The sequence below is a fragment of the Bacillus sp. Bwzl_19 genome (genome assembly GCF_054900515.1).
Genome location: NZ_CM142729.1, coordinates 1,043,142 through 1,058,057 on the forward strand (window position 1 = coordinate 1,043,142; position 14,916 = coordinate 1,058,057).

Here is a 14,916-nt window from a genome sequence, read left to right on the forward strand (position 1 = left end):
ATCAGCTTCCTTTCGTAGGCAAAAGCCGGCTTGCTTGCAGTGTTTTTCTGATTCTTACGGCTGCGAATGAGGCTGCGGCCGCTTTAAGCAGATCTCCGGGCACATAGATGAGGCTGAGCTTTACGGCAGTCATGATGTCAATGTGCATCATAACAGCCTGAACGGGAATGCCGATAGCATACAACAGGAGCACGCCGAACAAAAACTGTCTGATAAACAAATGGGGGACGCTGGCTGAGCGAAGGCCCCGAATACTGAGGCTCAGCAGTAATGCCGCCAGCGGATATGCCACGAGATATCCGGCGCTCGGCCCGAAAAAAACCCCGAACCCGCCTCTTCCCCCTGAAAGGAGAGGCGCTCCGCATGCCACGATCAGCAAAAACAGCAATTGGCTTAAAAACGCCGCTTTCGGTTTTAATATGCTTCCTGATAAAAGCACACCGATCGTCTGGAGCGTAATCGGAACCGGCGTAAAGGATAAGAAAAGTGGCGGAAGCAGCCCCAAAAGTCCCATAATGGCAGCAAACACGGCAATATGCATCATTTCTATTAATTTCATTATGTATTCCTCCAGCTTATCAAAATATGTTTATACAATAAAGCGAGTCTTTATATATGTCAACTTTATTATATTTTAAGTTAACATAAAAAAGACCGGCCCTTTATGAAAAAGGCCGGTCGGTCTAACTTTATTCTTCTGTGAGGATAACAAGTGAATCAACGGATGATGCAACGTGGGAAACGGCGCGGCTGACTTCTTGCAGGCCGCCGAGAAAGGCTTGTAAATCAACGTCGATTTTACCTGTCTGGTCTTTGCTCGTTTTCATGCTTTGGACGATGTCATCAAACAGACGGTTGATCTGCGTCATTTTTTCTTTCGTTTCACCTACGAGTCCGTTTACATCTTTAATATGTTTAGAGACGATGTTGATTTGCGTATTGGTATTGTTCACAAGCTCTGATACGGTGGAAACGATTTTTTTCGTATCCTCTGAAAGCTTTCTTACCTCTGTCGCGACAACGGCGAAGCCTTTGCCGTGCTCTCCGGCTCTCGCGGATTCTATTGAGGCGTTTAATGACAGGAGATTCGTTTGCTCGGCGATCCCCGTCACGATGCCGAAGATTTTTTCGATCTGCTGGGCAATGTCATTCAGCTTATCCATTTCTTCTTCAATCTGCAGAAGGCTGGCGTCGATTTTATTCATTTGCTTTTGCTGGCTTTCAAGCTCTTTTTTTCCGCCGATTTTTTTTCTTCCACATGGACGGAAGTGACGGTGCCGGCTTTTGACGCCTCGGAAATGTCCTCGGATTTATCGACGAGCTCCTGTACGGCTCTGCTCGTTTCTGAAAACAGATCAGCGAGCGATCCGGATGTTTCCTGAATTTTTTGATGAAGACGGGCTTTCTTTTCCTCTTGTTCGTCACGCTGGCAGTTATATTCGGTCTGGAACGCTTCAAGGACGAGCTGCTGTTCAAGATTCAGTATTTTCGTCGTGGCTTTGATCGCTTTTAACAGCTCATGCAAATCCGGGATTGATGCTTCATATATGTTCATCATCGACAGAAGCAGATCCTGAAACGCTCCCATATACCATTTCGGTTCAAGGCCGATCCGCAAGTGGATGGATGCGATGCGCTGTCTTTTCTCAATGAATTCATCATCAATCGTACCGGCGAACATCTCGTGGATATGGCGCCGTAATGTTTTTTTCAAGCGCTCGACTGTGCTGTGGTCGTTAATAATCGTCATTAACGATTTTTCGTGATCCAGATTTCGGTAAAAGGAATCGACGATTGTGGAGATATGTTCTTTGATTAGAGGCTGCAGCTCTTCAAGCACATGAAGTTCTTCGTTTCCCAGCCTGACCATTTTCAGCTGCTTTTTGACATCTGCATATTGATTTGAAAGCTCGATGCGTTTTTTGCCATCGGCTTCTGAAAAATAAGCTGTTTCTTTTTTGCGGTCTTTTTTAAATAACAATATAAGTTCCCCCAGATATTCTCTTTTTCTTTTTATCGGTTTGGAAGGAACTTGAATGAAGGAATCTGATGAAAATATTTTAATGCGAAAAAAAATAAAACCATTCGTTCAGAATGGTTTCGTCAATCTTGGGTGATGCGTTTCAGCGGCTTGATGGCGGGGCCTTCGGCAACCTTGCCGTTAGGTGTGAACCGGGAACCGTGACAAGGGCAGTCCCACGTCCGTTCACCATCATTCCATTAAACCTCACAGCCTAAATGGGTGCATGTCGTATCAACAAGATGCAGACAGCCTTTTTCGTCTTTGTAGGCGCCGGCCCGTTTGCCGTTGACCGTTACGATTTTTCCTTCTCCGGGCTGAAGAGCCTCAGGTGAAGCGTCCGGCCTCTCAAGTTTGCCCGAGATAAGGTGTTTGGCTACGTCGGCATTATAGGAAATCAGCTTTTTCAGTCCGGGATCTGCGTGGAAGCGGGACGGAATAAACAGGCCGGAAAACGGGTTCTTTTTGTTTTGGATGTGATCAGCCAAAAGCTTCGCCGCGAGCGCTGAGCTTGTCATGCCCCATTTTTTAAAACCGGTCGCCGCCAAAATATGTTCTTCACCGCCTGAGATCGGGCCGATGAACGGAATTTTGTCAATGGTGACGAGGTCTTGTGCAGACCAATGATATGGGATGCTTTCGACTCCGATTGTATCTTCCGCAAATTGTTTCAGCGCTTCATAATGTTCAGACATTTCGTTTCCTTGGCCTGTTTTGTGGCTTTCGCCGCCGACGAGCACCAGTTCTTCACCGTTCAGCTCTGTATAGCGCAGTGATCTGGACGGCTCGTCTATGCTGAGAAACATACCGCCGGGATACGCTTGTTTCGGTTTTACCGCCAGGGCATAGGATCTGCTGGCATACATTCTCGTGGCATAAAGCCCGCCGCCGTCATAAAAAGGAAAGTGGGAGGAGCACACAATGTAGCTGCACTTGATGCCGTGTCTGTTTTTCGTGACCACTTCCGGCCGCGGTTCTTTTTTAATGTCAATTGCCGCCGTCTGTTCAAAAATCTGCGCCCCGTTTTTGACCATCTCTTTCACGAGCGCCGCGCCATATAAAAGCGGATGGAATTGCGCCTGATTCTTCATGGCGAGGCCGAGCCTGCAATCAACGGGGACGGGAAGTTCTTTTACAAGCTCGTGTTCAATGCCGAGCTTAGTGTAAGCTTCCTGCTCGCTGCGGATTTTTTTGACGCCTGATTCCGTATTGGTGTATATATAGGCGTCTTGTTCAGTCAGTCTGCATTCAATTGAAAGATCCTTGATGATCTGCTTCATATCTTCCATAGCGCGAAGATGGGCTTCGAAATACAGCCTTGCGCTGGTCAGTCCGATCTGCTGAATAAGATCGGCATAGATAAAATCATGCTGGGCAGTGATTTTAGCGGTCGTCCCTGCGGTCGTCCCGTTTAATATCCGGTCCGCTTCTATGACAGCGACACGGAACCCCCTTTTCGTCAGTTCGTATGCCGTTGTCAGGCCCGTAATTCCTCCGCCGATAACCGCAACGTCGCATTCCGTATCTTCAGTCAGGGCGGGAAAGGAAGGAATATCAGCTGTTGCTCTCCAATAGGAAGCAGGTTCCTCGTTTGAAAAAGAAGTCAATTCAGATTACCTCCTCTGTTGTATATTCTTAATTTTTCCAATAAGTCTATATTCATACATGAAACTCGTATAAGATGCTCAAATTACTCATAATATAGTAATTAATGTAAAGGAGTGATCAAATTGGCTAATCAGAAGAAGAAAACCTTGCCGCCGCAGCATCAAAACCGGCAGCCGGGCTTTGAATATGTGATGGACCCGCGCCCTGTGTTTGACAAACCGAAAGCGGCGAAAAAACTTGAAGGAAAAACTGCGATTATTACGGGCGGGGACAGCGGAATCGGACGCGCCGTATCCGTTTTGTTCGCGAAGGAAGGCGCAAATGTGGTCATCGTTTACTTTGATGAGCATCAGGATGCCGAAGAGACGAAGCAATATGTAGAAAAAGAGGGAGCAAAGTGTCTGCTGATCGCAGGTGATGTCGGCGACGAAGCCTTTTGCAACGATGTCATCCGCCAGGCGGGCCAAGCCTTTCCTTCCATTGACATCTTAGTCAACAATGCGGGTGAGCAGCACGTACAGCCGGGGATTGAGAAAATCACGAGCCACCAGCTCATTAGAACGTTTCAGACGAATATTTTTTCAATGTTTTACTTAACGAAAGCCGCGCTCCCCCATCTGAAAAAAGGAAGTTCAATCATCAATACGGCCTCCATTACCGCCTACAAGGGCCATAAAACATTGATTGACTACTCAGCGACAAAAGGGGCGATCGTCACGTTTACAAGGTCTCTTTCCCAATCTCTTGTCACTCAGGGCATCCGGGTAAACGCAGTGGCGCCGGGGCCGATATGGACGCCGCTGATTCCGGCGAGCTTCTCGGCAAAGGAAGTGGAAGTCTTTGGCTCAGACGTGCCGATGCAGCGCCCGGGCCAGCCTGTTGAAGTGGCACCGAGCTATTTATACTTAGCAAGCGATGATTCCTCATATGTCACGGGCCAGACGATACATGTGAACGGCGGCACCATCGTAAACGGATAATATAAAAAAGCCAATCCATATGGATTGGCTTATTCACTCTGTTTGAGTGCGGCATATTCTTTGGACAGCGTAAGGAACGCTTCTTTATTTTTATCATCAAGCGCTTTGTTAATCTGCTCTGTCAGCATGGCGATCCGGCGTTTATACAAGGATTCATCAAGCACCATTTGAATGTAAATATCGGCCATTGTCACATCGAATTCATTTGCTTTTTGCGTGTTGCGGGACTTCATGAGCTCAGTGTACGATTTTTTCTCTTTCATAAAGAATCCCCCCAATGCCTTTTTTATAGTATATGGATAACCGCCGGAAAAATCAATTAATTTTTATAATTTTTAGACAACTAATACTTGGAAATATATCGACATATCCTGCAAATTGACGAAAAAACGAAAAATAACCATGTATAAATGATGTGAAATGAAAGAGAAAAATAATATTTAAGTAGTAATTTAAGACTAATTTATAACTTTAAAAGGTGATTTTTAGCTATATTCAAAAAAAACCTGTCGTTTTCCAATGACAGATGATAGATTATTAGTATAAATTTTCAAGAAAAGGATTGGAGGCTGCACATTATGTGCCAGAAAACACACGCACCCTTAGAAAGCTACGAAGTAAATCGTTCAACCATCGCTGTTTTGCCTGAGGAAATAGACGGTAAAATGGGGTCGAAGGTCATTGAAAAAGACTGCATTCTGTATGTCAGCATGAAGCCGATTCACATCATTGACAGAAGCTGCCGCTACTTTGGCTCAAGCTATGCCGGGAGAAAAGCGGGAACGTATGAAGCGATTAAAATTTCTCACAAGCCGCCGATTATGGTGGACCCTTCAAATCACATCTTTTTATTCCCTACACTTTCTTCAGCACGGCCTCAATGCGGCTGGATATCTCACGTGCACGTTAAAGATTTTCAGCCGACCGCATTTGATGACACGGCGGTCACGTTCTCAAACGGCAAAACGATGGAGCTGGAAGTATCCTACCATTCTTTTGAAAACCAAGTCTACAGAACCGCCTATCTCAGAACCACTTTTCAGGACAGGATGGGCAGCCATATCCCGAAGCGGCAGGAATTCATGCTGTACCCGAAAGAAGAGCGGACGAAAATGATCTACGACTTTATTTTGCGGGAGCTGGGGGAGAGATATTAGAGAAAGCTGTGATGTGAAGGGACGGGCCCTTTCCTTTTTGGGAAGGGCTTTTTACGATTGACATGCCCGGGCAGAGTTGTATCGTGTCCGTCTGTTGGCTATGATGATGTAAAGAGTAATTGCATTTTATTTTAGGAGAGATTGCCATGGATGTGTTTGCAAAATATGTATCAGGAATCGACAACCCCGATCATCGCCTGCGAATGGAGGAAATCTTGTCGTGGACGGCTGGTCAATTTCCGATTTTAAAACCGCAGATCAAGTGGAATACGCCGATGTTTACTGATCATGGCACGTTTATTATCGGCTTTGCAGCAGCGAAGCATCATGTAAGTGTTTCCCCCGAAGAAGCGGGTATTGCGCATTTTGCCGACGACATCGCCCGTGCCGGCTACAGCGCCACTTCCCGTTTGTTCAGAATTCAATGGACTGATCCGGTGCAATATGATCTGCTTGAAAGCATGATTCAGTATAATATTAAGGAAAAGGCAGACTGTTCAGGGTTTTGGCGGAAATAAACAAAAAAACAACCCTGATCAGGGCTGTTTTTTTTATTAAAAGTAATCCGAGAAATAAGGGGTTTGCGTCTCCAGCAGATCCTCAATGAATTCCAATGTGTCCGGCGCGCATTCGATCCGGCCTGTGCGGTGAAGGTATTCCGGTTTCCGGTATGCGAATAATAATGCCGTCATCGTCTGAATATCCAGCTTTGCGGCATCCGCATCACCGCCCCGGCTTAAAACGGCTTTTCCTTCAGGCGAAATCTCCGCGGTAAAGACTCCCTGATTCCATTCAAGCAGCGGATCTTCCAGTGTAAAAGACCATGTCCGTTTCTCTTTTTGCGGTTTAAAGGGATACTGATTGATAAATTGTTCAATATCGACAATCCGGGCCATAAAATAAGGAGAAATCGTCTCCTTAATTTCGGCATCTTCTAACAGAAAGGCGATCGGCTCATTAGAATAATTGTCGCCGACGACTTTTGTCACCATGGAGAAATGCGCCGAGATAAAGTTCCACAGGCCTCTGCGCGCTTCTTCATTTACATATACCATTTCTTTAATATGAAAAACTTCATCTGCAATCCAGTAAAGAACATAACCGTTTGCCTGTCTGGATTGATCATAATACACGGCAGCCGTAAGATCTTCTAAATCCCAGCGCCAATATTCATCCCATGCTAGTTCATTTCTGATCATGGCCGCATGGCTTTTATGAGCGAATCGGCTGTATACTTCTTTAATGACCTCATGTTCCGGATCGACGCGTTCCACTTCGCCCAAAACGGTTCTCATTTTCGGGAGCTGAAAGTCTTTTACCTCAAACGTCATTTTGTCACTGATAATTTCCCAGCCTTTTCTTCTGTAGTAAGGGATAGAGTAGGGGAACAGATAGGATACGGACTGACCGCGCTCACGCATGTCAACTAATGCTTTGTATAACAGTTTCGCCATTAATCCCATATTGGCGTATTCGGGATATGTTCCGACCCCCGTCACGCCGCCCATTTCAAATGTTTTATTAAAAATCCGGACTTGGAAAGGGTAAACAGCTGCCTGTGAAACGAGTTTGTCATTGTCAAACCAGCCCAATACATGCGCTTGTTCCAATACGGGGAGTTTCGCGGAAGCGATTTCGGGTTCCTTCCATCCCACTTCATGCAGATTGCTGTTCGTTACTTGGAAAACATATCGGAGCAGCTGATTAAATTGCTGCAAATGTTTCGGTTCGACTTTCTTTAATTCAAGCCTTTTTTCTCTGTTCATAAATGTTACTCCTGTATGAATAATGACTGAACGTCAATCATTTTTATGGTTTACATAAAGTGTACATGAAAACCCGCCGTGTTTCCAATTTTTCACCCGCGGCAATATTGACATAACGAAACGCACGATGCAGGAATCGTGCGTTCGGGTTCTTTATTTGACGACAGACATGCTGACGCTGCTGCCTGACACCGTCAATTTGGCAAAATCCTGTGTATCAATCACAGGCGTGACTGCTTTATTGTCGATCGTGATGTTTGTAAAAGCTGTTGAGAAGTTTGATTTGATGTAAGGGCGCTGATCCTCTGATGTGACCGCGACAGTGGCGAGCGCTTTCCATTTTGTGATAGATCCTACATTTGTCTGGGCGAGTTCTGAAATGATGCGGCCGGTGTATCCGTCATTATTCGTGCCCCAATATGTGGCGCGGGTATTGCCGTTCATATTTTTGTAAATGGTCAGCTGTACGGTGCTGCCGGGACGGAAACCTTTCGTATAGGTGAATTGGCTTTCTCCTTCCAGATACCGGACCTGGCTTTGTCCCTTTGAACCGACTTTCATGATCGGTTTCCATACATGATAAGTTTCACTGTACTGAAGCCCGATATCGGCCTCTGTGCCTCCGGTGAATCCTGAGTAAATATAGGCTGTCCCGTTTGACACCTGAATCGAGCTTGGAAGCTGAATTTTCGTGACGAGCACAGAACCCGTACTGTTCAGGTAGGCTCTTCCGCCGATTCCTTTGCTGAGCTGGGACGCCGCTTCCGCCGTATTGGGGCTGATTACCCCGGGAATATCCGCCGCACAAGCCCCGAATAGAACGGCTGAGGTGAGGACACCCGCAAGAATCCCTTTTTTCATCATCATTTCTCCTCCTATCATCATAGTCAGATAGCGCTATCAATTCATATTATAAAAGGTTTTGGAATAAATTCCATAAAAGTAATGTGTCAGGGTGTAAATTAAAACTTTTTTCCTATTTATCTTGAAAATGGAGATTATTTGAACTATGATATGTTCAGCAATACCGCATGACTCAAGAGAGGGGATTGATAGAGAATGAAAAAGACGGCAGCTGTGCTTTTGTCTTTCGGTCTGGTATTCGGATGTTCATACGGAGCTGGGCAGACGGCAGAAGCGAAAACAAAGGTGAAAACCTATCAAAACTGCAAGGCGCTGAATAAGGTGTATAAGGGCGGCGTGGCCCGGTCGTCGAAAGTGAAAAACAAGGGCGGCAGAACGAAGTACAAGCCGTATGTATCAAAAGCGCTTTACGATGCAAATAAAAGACTCGACCGTGATAAAGACTATATTGCCTGTGAAAAATAAAAAAACAAGCCGCTTAAAAGGGCTTGTTTTTTTAAATGGATTCGGCGGTGACGGCGGTTCCGTATCCGATTAATTCGGATGTGTTCTGTCCGGCGGTCAGTTCGAACCGCAGGCCGACGATGGCGTTGGCTCCGAGCTGTTCCGCTTCTCTGATCAGCCGCTCTTTTACCGCTTTTTTGGAGTCTTCCAGCATCTCGGTATAGCTTTTCAATTCGCCGCCGACGACAGATTTTAAGCCTGCGAGCAAGTCTTTTCCGATGTGACGGGACTGGACGATGCTGCTTGTCACTAAGCCTTTTACCTCAGTAATCTGTTTTCCGGCGACGGTTTCAGTCGTTGTCATAATCATACGGCTTTCCCCTTTCATGTGTCTTACCGCTATCTTACCATTTAAGCCGCTTTTTCGGCTGCACTGATTTGTTTTTTTCTGACCGCGGCGCTGACTGCAAACATGACGGCAGTGTTTAAAACGAGCGCGATGATGCCTGTATTCATATCTTTAACGGTCTGCGGAAGAAACGGAAAGAGGGTTCCGATGGTTGAGTCAGTCAGCGTGATGAAGGCCACCGTTCCGACTCCCGCCGTTATGCCGGCAAAAGCGCCGTGGCTTGTGATAAACCGCCGCTTCGGCAGGCTGAATAAAAGCGCGGGGAAAAGCTGGGTGACAAGGCTGTAGCCCATTAAAAGCAGAGTGACGATGGTATTTCCGCCTTTCAGCGTAAAATATACGGAAATCAGAGCGATGACGGGTACGGCGTATTTTGCGAGCCGCGAGACTTTTTCGTCAGGCGTGCCCGGCAGAATGGCTTTGTACACATTTTTGGCGAACAGCGTGCTTGAGGCCATTAATATCATTGAGCCGGGTACGAGCGCCGTCAGAATGCCCGCCGATCCGATCAGTCCGACAAACCATGGATCAAAGGTTTTCACAGACAGCTTTAATAGGGCAAGATCCGTGTCTGCCCCTTTTAAACCGGGCACCTGCAGAATCGCCGCAAATCCGGTAAAGATGACAAACAGCAGGACGAGCTGATAAAGAGGCATGATGATCGCGTTTTTCCGAAACACCCGCGGATGCTCCGCCGAATAAGACGCGGCAAAGGTGTGGGGCCACATATAAAAGCCGAGGGCAGTCAGCAGGACGGTTGAGCTGAACCACGAAACGCTCTGCCCGGTATCAGAAAGCGTGAGGAATCCGGGTTTTGCGGCGTCGATTTGTTTGAACATCTCCGTAAACCCGCCGTAGTAATGAATGGGCAAATAAATGCCTAAATACAGGACGATGCCTAAAATCATAATATCTTTGACGACTGATATCCACGCTGAACCGTGAATGCCTGAAATCATTACATAAATCGTGATGGAGACAGCGCCGATCCAGACTGCGGCTGCTGACGGAATCTGTCCGTATGACGTTGCTGAAACAATTAAACCGAGCCCTTTCAGCTGAAGGACGAGATAGGGGATGAGAGACGCGATGCCGACGAGCGATACGAGAATGCCGAGGAGCGGGCTGTTGTATTTTGAAATAAAAAAATCAGATTGTGACATCAGTTTGTGTTTTTTTGCGTATGTCCATACGGCAGGCAGAAGCCAATATGACAAAATGTAGGCAAGGCAGCCGTAGGCGATAATGTAAAAGGCGGGTCCTCCTTTTCCGTAAGCCCATCCGCTTCCGCCGAGGAATGTGAAGGTCGTGTATATTTCTCCCGCCATTAATAAAAAGACAAACATCGTGCCGAAGCCGCGTCCGCCCACCGTCCATTGTTCTAGGTCCATCTTTTTTCCTTTTCGGGCGCGGATTCCGAGATATACACAAAACAGGAGCACGGCGGCCATTACGGGAAATGCTGCGTTCATTCCGTCTCACCCGCCTTGTTTTCTTTGTCCAATTTGTAAACCGCAGCCATCAGAACCGATGTCAGCACCGCCCAGATGACGACGTATGCAAGAATGAAAGGCATTCCGAAAACATAAGGCGTCACCCGGTTGGCAAATGGAATACCGGCGAGAATTCCGAAAAAGGGCAGGGCAGCGAGAACATGAATCAGTTTCATAACATTCCTCCTTTTCATTGAAAACAGCGTGTCCCGATTATAAAGAAAATAATGTCGAATGTATAGTGTGAATAGTCTGAATTTTACCGGTTGAAAAGGAAAAGCAGTCCCGGCTGCTTTTTTAAATGGTCGCGGCTGACAGGTAATATTCCAATAAAGCGGTTACCTGTTCCCGTATTCTCGGGTTGAAATAACGGTGTTTTTCTTCATAGCCGTCAATGGTGCATATATAAAGTGTAAATGCTTCATCTCTTTCCGCTTCGTAAATTTTGATTTTACGCTTTCTTAACTCTTTTCGAACATCACTCAAATCCTTTTGTGCTAATTTTAAAGAGCAGCTGATAAGCTGTTTATAGGGTTGTTTTAATTTGAACGGGCACGAATCAAGCGCTTCGAGGTCCCGGTTCAGGATGGCAGCCGTCATGGGCAGAAACAGGCCTTTTTCGATGAGATCGCGGGTGTTGTTCCGGATGTCAGGCATAAATACTCCTTCTTTCTTAGGTGCGAACGTTTGTTCTTATTTTATACTCGTTTACACGATATTTCAAGTCGGAAAATCTCGTAAACATTTTCGTTTTTTGGAGATAATGTGTAGAATAAGGATAGACAAACTCGTTAAGGAGTATAAACGTTGGAGGAATTTATATCATATTTGACTGAGGAGCGGCTGACGGAGTGGTTCCAAAGCTATAGAGCTTTCGGACCGGCGGCTGCGGTTTTACTGCCTTTTATTGAAGCGTTTCTTCCGTTTTTGCCGCTTGTTGTATTTGTGGTGGCGAATACGAATGCATTTGGGCTGTGGGAAGGCTTTTTCCTGTCGTGGCTCGGATCTGCGGCGGGATCAATGCTGATGTTTTACGCCGTCCGCCATTTCGGACAGAAAAGAGCTTTCGGTTTCATCCGCAGGCATCAAACCATAAGGCGGTTGATGCTCTGGGTTGAGCGGCACGGTTTCGGTCCGCTGTTTATTTTACTTTGCTTCCCCTTTACGCCGTCCGCTGCGGTTCATGTCGTTGCCGGCCTGTCACGGGTGGGGGCGCTGCAGTTTATATCAGCGGCCGCTATGGGGAAAATGGTCATGATCTTTATGATCAGCTTTATCGGGTATGATCTTCACGCACTCATTACACAGCCTTTCCGGATGGCGGGCGCCCTAACGGTGATCGCGGTGCTGTGGTATGCCGGAAAGCATATCGAACGGCGTTTACAGACGAGAATCAGTCAGCATGAGAAAGACGGAGGGGGACAGGAATCTTGAAAAAACGATTTTGGTTTATAGCCGGCGTGCTTATCGTTGTTTTGGCCATACAATTAAAAAATGCCATTTTTATTGATTATAAAGTCGAAGGAATCAGCATGAATCCGACCTTTAAACAAGGAAATGAGCTGATGGTCAACAAGTTTTCCCATCGTTACAAAACGATCCGCCGTTTCGATATTGTCCTGTTTAAAGGCCCGCACCACAAAGTGCTGATCAAACGTGTCATCGGGCTCCCGGGCGAGTCCATCACTTACAGGGAGGACCAGCTGTTTGTGAATGGAAAACGGGTGGCGGAACCGTTTTTAAAACCGTTAAAGTCATCATTGTCCGCCGGAAGCCATGTGACCGGTGATTATACGTTGAAGGAAACGACCGGTCGCAAGAGGATACCGAAGGGACAATATTTCGTGATTGGCGACAACCGCATATACAGCCTCGACAGCCGTCATTTCGGACCGATTAAGGATAAAGACATTGTCGGTGTTATCAGTGAATCAGACGCCAAGTGAACGGCGTCTTTTTTAGAAATGATTGTCAAAAAGCAAAGGAAAGATTATAATAGAATTGTTACGCGCGAAACAAAAATCACGCGTTTTATTTTTAGTTATTTTGTTACGTGTGCAACAAAAAATGCGAAAGAGGGCTGATAAGATGGAAACACAGGCTGCCATTATCGGGGGAGGTCCGGTCGGGCTCATGCTTGCATCAGAGCTTGCGCTTGCCGGAGTGAAAACGACTGTCATTGAACGATTGAAGAAGACGGTGCCATATTCTAAAGCGCTTATTATGCATCCGCGCACACTTGAACTTTTTGCAATGAGAGGCATCTTGGGACGCTTTTTGGATAAAGGAACGAAGGTGTCTTCCGGCCATTTTTCGATGCTGGATACACGGCTGGATTTTTCTCGGCTGGATTCTAAGCAGAATTATTCGTTAATGCTGCCTCAGGCAGAAACGGAGCGGCTTTTGGAGGAGTATGCATCAAGTTTAGGCGCAGATATCATCCGCGGGGCAGAAGCAGTGGCTCTTACCCAGACGGATGACGGGGTGGAGACGGTGTTCCGGGACGAAAGCGGTATCCGCACCCTGCGCAGCTTATATGCCGCGGGTACAGACGGAGCGGGGAGCCTTGTCCGGAAACAGGCGGGCATCGCTTTTTTGGGGACTGATGCCGACTTAATAGGAACCCTTTGTGATGCCGTTTTGAAAAATCCGCCTGAATCCGCCTTTTTTTCAGTGTGCCGTCTGCAGGGATCGGTTGTCATTGTCCCTCTTTCGAACGGACTTTTCCGTGTCCTTATCGTTTCTCCGCACGCTCCGCAAAAGCGGAAAGAAGAGCCGGTTACAGAAAATGAGCTGAAAGAAGATCTGCGGGAAATATGCGGCACTGATTTCGGATTGAGTGATCCGGTGTGGATGTCACGGTTCGGCAATGCCGAACGTCAGGCTGAACAGTACCGCTCCGGCCGGGTTTTTGTGGCCGGGGATGCGGCGCACATTCATTTTCCTGCCGGCGGCCAAGGGCTGAACACGGGGCTTCAGGATGCCTTCAATCTCGGGTGGAAGCTGGCGGCGCAAATAAAGGGAAAAGCGGCGCCTCATCTTCTGGACAGCTACCATCAGGAAAGGCACAGCACGGGAAAAGAAGTGTTGCACAATATAAAAACCCAGATAAAGCTCATGGATTTTACCGAGTCAGGGATGGCGTTAAGAGATACGATGACCGCTTTGCTGGATTTTCAGGAGTCGAACCGTTTATTGGCGGGAAAAGTATCCGCGCTTGATTTGCATTATGAACCGGACCCGGAGCTGCCCCCTCATAGGCTGAACGGAAAACGGCTGCCCGATATAGAGCTGACTCTTCATGACGGCCGGCCCGGCTGTATGATTTTCTTCACAAAGGAGCCTTTGTGCTGCTGTCATTAAGAGGAAGCATTCCCGCCGGCATTGGCACGGACAGCGTGGAGTTTGTCAGGGCGGAGCTTTCTGAAACACGTGCCGATTGGGATGACGTCCACTCCGTTTTGATTCGGCCGGACGGCCATGCGGCATGGGCAGCCGGCGGCTCAGGACGTGAAGCGGAAGAAACCGTTCTGGCCGGTATGGAGAGATGGGGATTCATCTGATACCCTTTTTTCGCTTGTATGATTGTTTCTTGCGTAACAAAACGTTATAGTAAAAGAAACAATCAATACGGAAGGGTGACCCGCAGTTGGACAGAAGACAGCCAGACCATGCAAAACACATGATTCTTGAAGGATTGACAGATATTTTCCACGAGCAGGAGAGGTGTCAGGAGGACATCAGGGCGTCGTTAGCAGGACGGATGGACGAACTCCGTGAAGAAAACGGGAAAAAACTTCAGCTGACCTTGACGGAAATTCACATTTTATCTTGTATCGGGGATCATGAACCGATCAATGTCACATCAATAGCGGAAAAAATGAAAACGACAAAACCGACCGTATCGAGAAGCTGCGCGAAGTTTTTGGAAGCCGGTTTCCTGCGCAGAACCCGGCTGAGCGACAATAAAAAAGAAGTCTACTTCCGGCTGACCCCTGCCGGGAAAGAGCTGCATTGCCTTCATCACAAATATCATGAGATGATAAAAAAGCGGCTCTTGGCGTTTTTGGATCGCTATACAGACGAAGAACTGTTATTTGCTGAACGGCTGTTCCGCGATCTTTCAGCAAACTGGCGGTCTGTAAATGGCGGCGGAGAGCAGCTGTTAAAATAAA

17 protein-coding genes and 2 pseudogenes are annotated in these 14,916 nt (G+C 47.0%); 8 read left to right on the forward strand and 11 right to left on the reverse strand.

The window, feature by feature from the left end; genetic code table 11:
• Position 1 precedes the first annotated feature (1 nt).
• The 4 genes and pseudogenes from ACW5MY_RS05475 to ACW5MY_RS05490 all read right to left on the reverse strand — a co-directional run bounded on the left by ACW5MY_RS05475 (position 2) and on the right by ACW5MY_RS05490 (position 3,627).
• Positions 2–559, reverse strand: coding sequence for a biotin transporter BioY (locus ACW5MY_RS05475; RefSeq protein ID WP_013351738.1), 558 nt, complete (start codon positions 557–559; stop codon positions 2–4).
• 130 nt (positions 560–689) lie between these two features.
• Positions 690–1,205 (reverse strand): methyl-accepting chemotaxis protein, encoded by a 516-nt coding sequence (locus ACW5MY_RS05480; RefSeq protein WP_434534073.1) that lies wholly within the window; start codon positions 1,203–1,205, stop codon positions 690–692.
• Positions 1,202–1,981, reverse strand: a complete 780-nt coding sequence (locus tag ACW5MY_RS05485) for a protoglobin domain-containing protein (RefSeq protein ID WP_462061711.1) — start codon at positions 1,979–1,981, stop codon at positions 1,202–1,204. The genes ACW5MY_RS05480 and ACW5MY_RS05485 overlap by 4 nt, the downstream gene beginning before the upstream one ends.
• A 122-nt stretch (positions 1,982–2,103) precedes the next feature.
• Positions 2,104–3,627: pseudogene (locus ACW5MY_RS05490) on the reverse strand (FAD-dependent oxidoreductase).
• Positions 3,628–3,750: 123 nt separating this feature from the next.
• Between ACW5MY_RS05490 and ACW5MY_RS05495 the strand changes: the two are divergent.
• The gene (locus tag ACW5MY_RS05495; RefSeq protein WP_013351742.1) at positions 3,751–4,608 is read left to right on the forward strand and encodes an SDR family oxidoreductase; all 858 of its coding nucleotides are present in this window, start codon (positions 3,751–3,753) and stop codon (positions 4,606–4,608) included.
• A gap of 29 nt (positions 4,609–4,637) precedes the next feature.
• Here the strand turns inward: ACW5MY_RS05495 and ACW5MY_RS05500 are convergent, their stop codons facing one another.
• On the reverse strand, positions 4,638–4,871 hold the full coding sequence (locus tag ACW5MY_RS05500) for an IDEAL domain-containing protein (RefSeq protein WP_013351743.1): 234 nt from the start codon (positions 4,869–4,871) through the stop codon (positions 4,638–4,640).
• Positions 4,872–5,186: 315 nt separating this feature from the next.
• On the opposite strand from ACW5MY_RS05500, the gene ACW5MY_RS05505 reads away from it, so the two are divergent.
• Together ACW5MY_RS05505 and ACW5MY_RS05510 are read left to right on the forward strand one after the other, a co-directional pair.
• Positions 5,187–5,765, forward strand: coding sequence for a competence protein ComK (locus ACW5MY_RS05505; RefSeq protein ID WP_013351744.1), 579 nt, complete (start codon positions 5,187–5,189; stop codon positions 5,763–5,765).
• A 146-nt stretch (positions 5,766–5,911) separates the two neighbouring features.
• Positions 5,912–6,283 carry an iron chaperone gene (locus ACW5MY_RS05510; protein WP_013351745.1) on the forward strand — a complete coding sequence of 124 codons (372 nt, stop codon included), beginning with the start codon at positions 5,912–5,914 and terminating at the stop codon, positions 6,281–6,283.
• 36 nt (positions 6,284–6,319) lie between these two features.
• On the opposite strand, the gene ACW5MY_RS05515 is transcribed toward ACW5MY_RS05510, so the two are convergent.
• Positions 6,320–7,531 (reverse strand): GNAT family N-acetyltransferase, encoded by a 1,212-nt coding sequence (locus tag ACW5MY_RS05515; protein WP_013351746.1) that lies wholly within the window; start codon positions 7,529–7,531, stop codon positions 6,320–6,322.
• A gap of 153 nt (positions 7,532–7,684) precedes the next feature.
• A complete protein-coding gene (locus ACW5MY_RS05520; protein WP_014470007.1) occupies positions 7,685–8,395 on the reverse strand; it encodes a YrpD family protein in 711 nt (236 codons plus the stop codon).
• Between the two features lie 195 nt (positions 8,396–8,590).
• Here ACW5MY_RS05520 and ACW5MY_RS05525 point away from each other — a divergent pair, with 195 nt between their 5' ends.
• Positions 8,591–8,860 carry an excalibur calcium-binding domain-containing protein gene (locus ACW5MY_RS05525; protein ID WP_013351748.1) on the forward strand — a complete coding sequence of 90 codons (270 nt, stop codon included), beginning with the start codon at positions 8,591–8,593 and terminating at the stop codon, positions 8,858–8,860.
• Between the two features lie 31 nt (positions 8,861–8,891).
• Here ACW5MY_RS05525 and ACW5MY_RS05530 read toward each other — a convergent pair whose 3' ends face one another.
• The 4 genes from ACW5MY_RS05530 to ACW5MY_RS05545 form a co-directional block, all read right to left on the reverse strand.
• Positions 8,892–9,209, reverse strand: a complete 318-nt coding sequence (locus ACW5MY_RS05530; RefSeq protein WP_003155166.1) for a YbjQ family protein — start codon at positions 9,207–9,209, stop codon at positions 8,892–8,894.
• A gap of 41 nt (positions 9,210–9,250) precedes the next feature.
• The gene (locus ACW5MY_RS05535; protein WP_013351749.1) at positions 9,251–10,720 is read right to left on the reverse strand and encodes a sodium:solute symporter family protein; all 1,470 of its coding nucleotides are present in this window, start codon (positions 10,718–10,720) and stop codon (positions 9,251–9,253) included.
• Positions 10,717–10,917 (reverse strand): DUF3311 domain-containing protein, encoded by a 201-nt coding sequence (locus tag ACW5MY_RS05540; RefSeq protein WP_003155162.1) that lies wholly within the window; start codon positions 10,915–10,917, stop codon positions 10,717–10,719. Before ACW5MY_RS05540 ends, ACW5MY_RS05535 begins: the two co-directional genes overlap by 4 nt.
• A 121-nt stretch (positions 10,918–11,038) precedes the next feature.
• A complete protein-coding gene (locus ACW5MY_RS05545; RefSeq protein ID WP_013351750.1) occupies positions 11,039–11,398 on the reverse strand; it encodes a hypothetical protein in 360 nt (119 codons plus the stop codon).
• A 150-nt stretch (positions 11,399–11,548) separates the two neighbouring features.
• Here ACW5MY_RS05545 and ACW5MY_RS05550 point away from each other — a divergent pair, with 150 nt between their 5' ends.
• From ACW5MY_RS05550 to ACW5MY_RS05565, 4 genes and pseudogenes are all read left to right on the forward strand, one after another.
• On the forward strand, positions 11,549–12,175 hold the full coding sequence (locus tag ACW5MY_RS05550; RefSeq protein ID WP_013351751.1) for a TVP38/TMEM64 family protein: 627 nt from the start codon (positions 11,549–11,551) through the stop codon (positions 12,173–12,175).
• Positions 12,172–12,687 (forward strand): signal peptidase I, encoded by a 516-nt coding sequence (gene lepB, locus ACW5MY_RS05555; protein ID WP_013351752.1) that lies wholly within the window; start codon positions 12,172–12,174, stop codon positions 12,685–12,687. The genes ACW5MY_RS05550 and lepB overlap by 4 nt, the downstream gene beginning before the upstream one ends.
• A gap of 142 nt (positions 12,688–12,829) precedes the next feature.
• Positions 12,830–14,304, forward strand: a pseudogene (locus ACW5MY_RS05560) (monooxygenase).
• An 86-nt stretch (positions 14,305–14,390) separates the two neighbouring features.
• On the forward strand, positions 14,391–14,915 hold the full coding sequence (locus ACW5MY_RS05565) for a MarR family transcriptional regulator (RefSeq protein ID WP_013351754.1): 525 nt from the start codon (positions 14,391–14,393) through the stop codon (positions 14,913–14,915).
• Position 14,916: the final 1 nt, after the last annotated feature.

Coding starts and splice junctions, on each gene's coding strand:
- ACW5MY_RS05535 (WP_013351749.1), bottom strand. CDS start 10,720: ATGAACGCAGCATTTCCCGTAATGGCCGCCGTGCTCCTGTTTTGTGTA.
- ACW5MY_RS05510 (WP_013351745.1), top strand. CDS start 5,912: ATGGATGTGTTTGCAAAATATGTATCAGGAATCGACAACCCCGATCAT.
- ACW5MY_RS05540 (WP_003155162.1), bottom strand. CDS start 10,917: ATGAAACTGATTCATGTTCTCGCTGCCCTGCCCTTTTTCGGAATTCTC.
- ACW5MY_RS05545 (WP_013351750.1), bottom strand. CDS start 11,398: ATGCCTGACATCCGGAACAACACCCGCGATCTCATCGAAAAAGGCCTG.
- ACW5MY_RS05530 (WP_003155166.1), bottom strand. CDS start 9,209: ATGATTATGACAACGACTGAAACCGTCGCCGGAAAACAGATTACTGAG.
- ACW5MY_RS05505 (WP_013351744.1), top strand. CDS start 5,187: ATGTGCCAGAAAACACACGCACCCTTAGAAAGCTACGAAGTAAATCGT.
- ACW5MY_RS05500 (WP_013351743.1), bottom strand. CDS start 4,871: ATGAAAGAGAAAAAATCGTACACTGAGCTCATGAAGTCCCGCAACACG.
- ACW5MY_RS05520 (WP_014470007.1), bottom strand. CDS start 8,395: ATGATGAAAAAAGGGATTCTTGCGGGTGTCCTCACCTCAGCCGTTCTA.
- ACW5MY_RS05480 (WP_434534073.1), bottom strand. CDS start 1,205: ATGAATAAAATCGACGCCAGCCTTCTGCAGATTGAAGAAGAAATGGAT.
- ACW5MY_RS05515 (WP_013351746.1), bottom strand. CDS start 7,531: ATGAACAGAGAAAAAAGGCTTGAATTAAAGAAAGTCGAACCGAAACAT.
- ACW5MY_RS05475 (WP_013351738.1), bottom strand. CDS start 559: ATGAAATTAATAGAAATGATGCATATTGCCGTGTTTGCTGCCATTATG.
- ACW5MY_RS05525 (WP_013351748.1), top strand. CDS start 8,591: ATGAAAAAGACGGCAGCTGTGCTTTTGTCTTTCGGTCTGGTATTCGGA.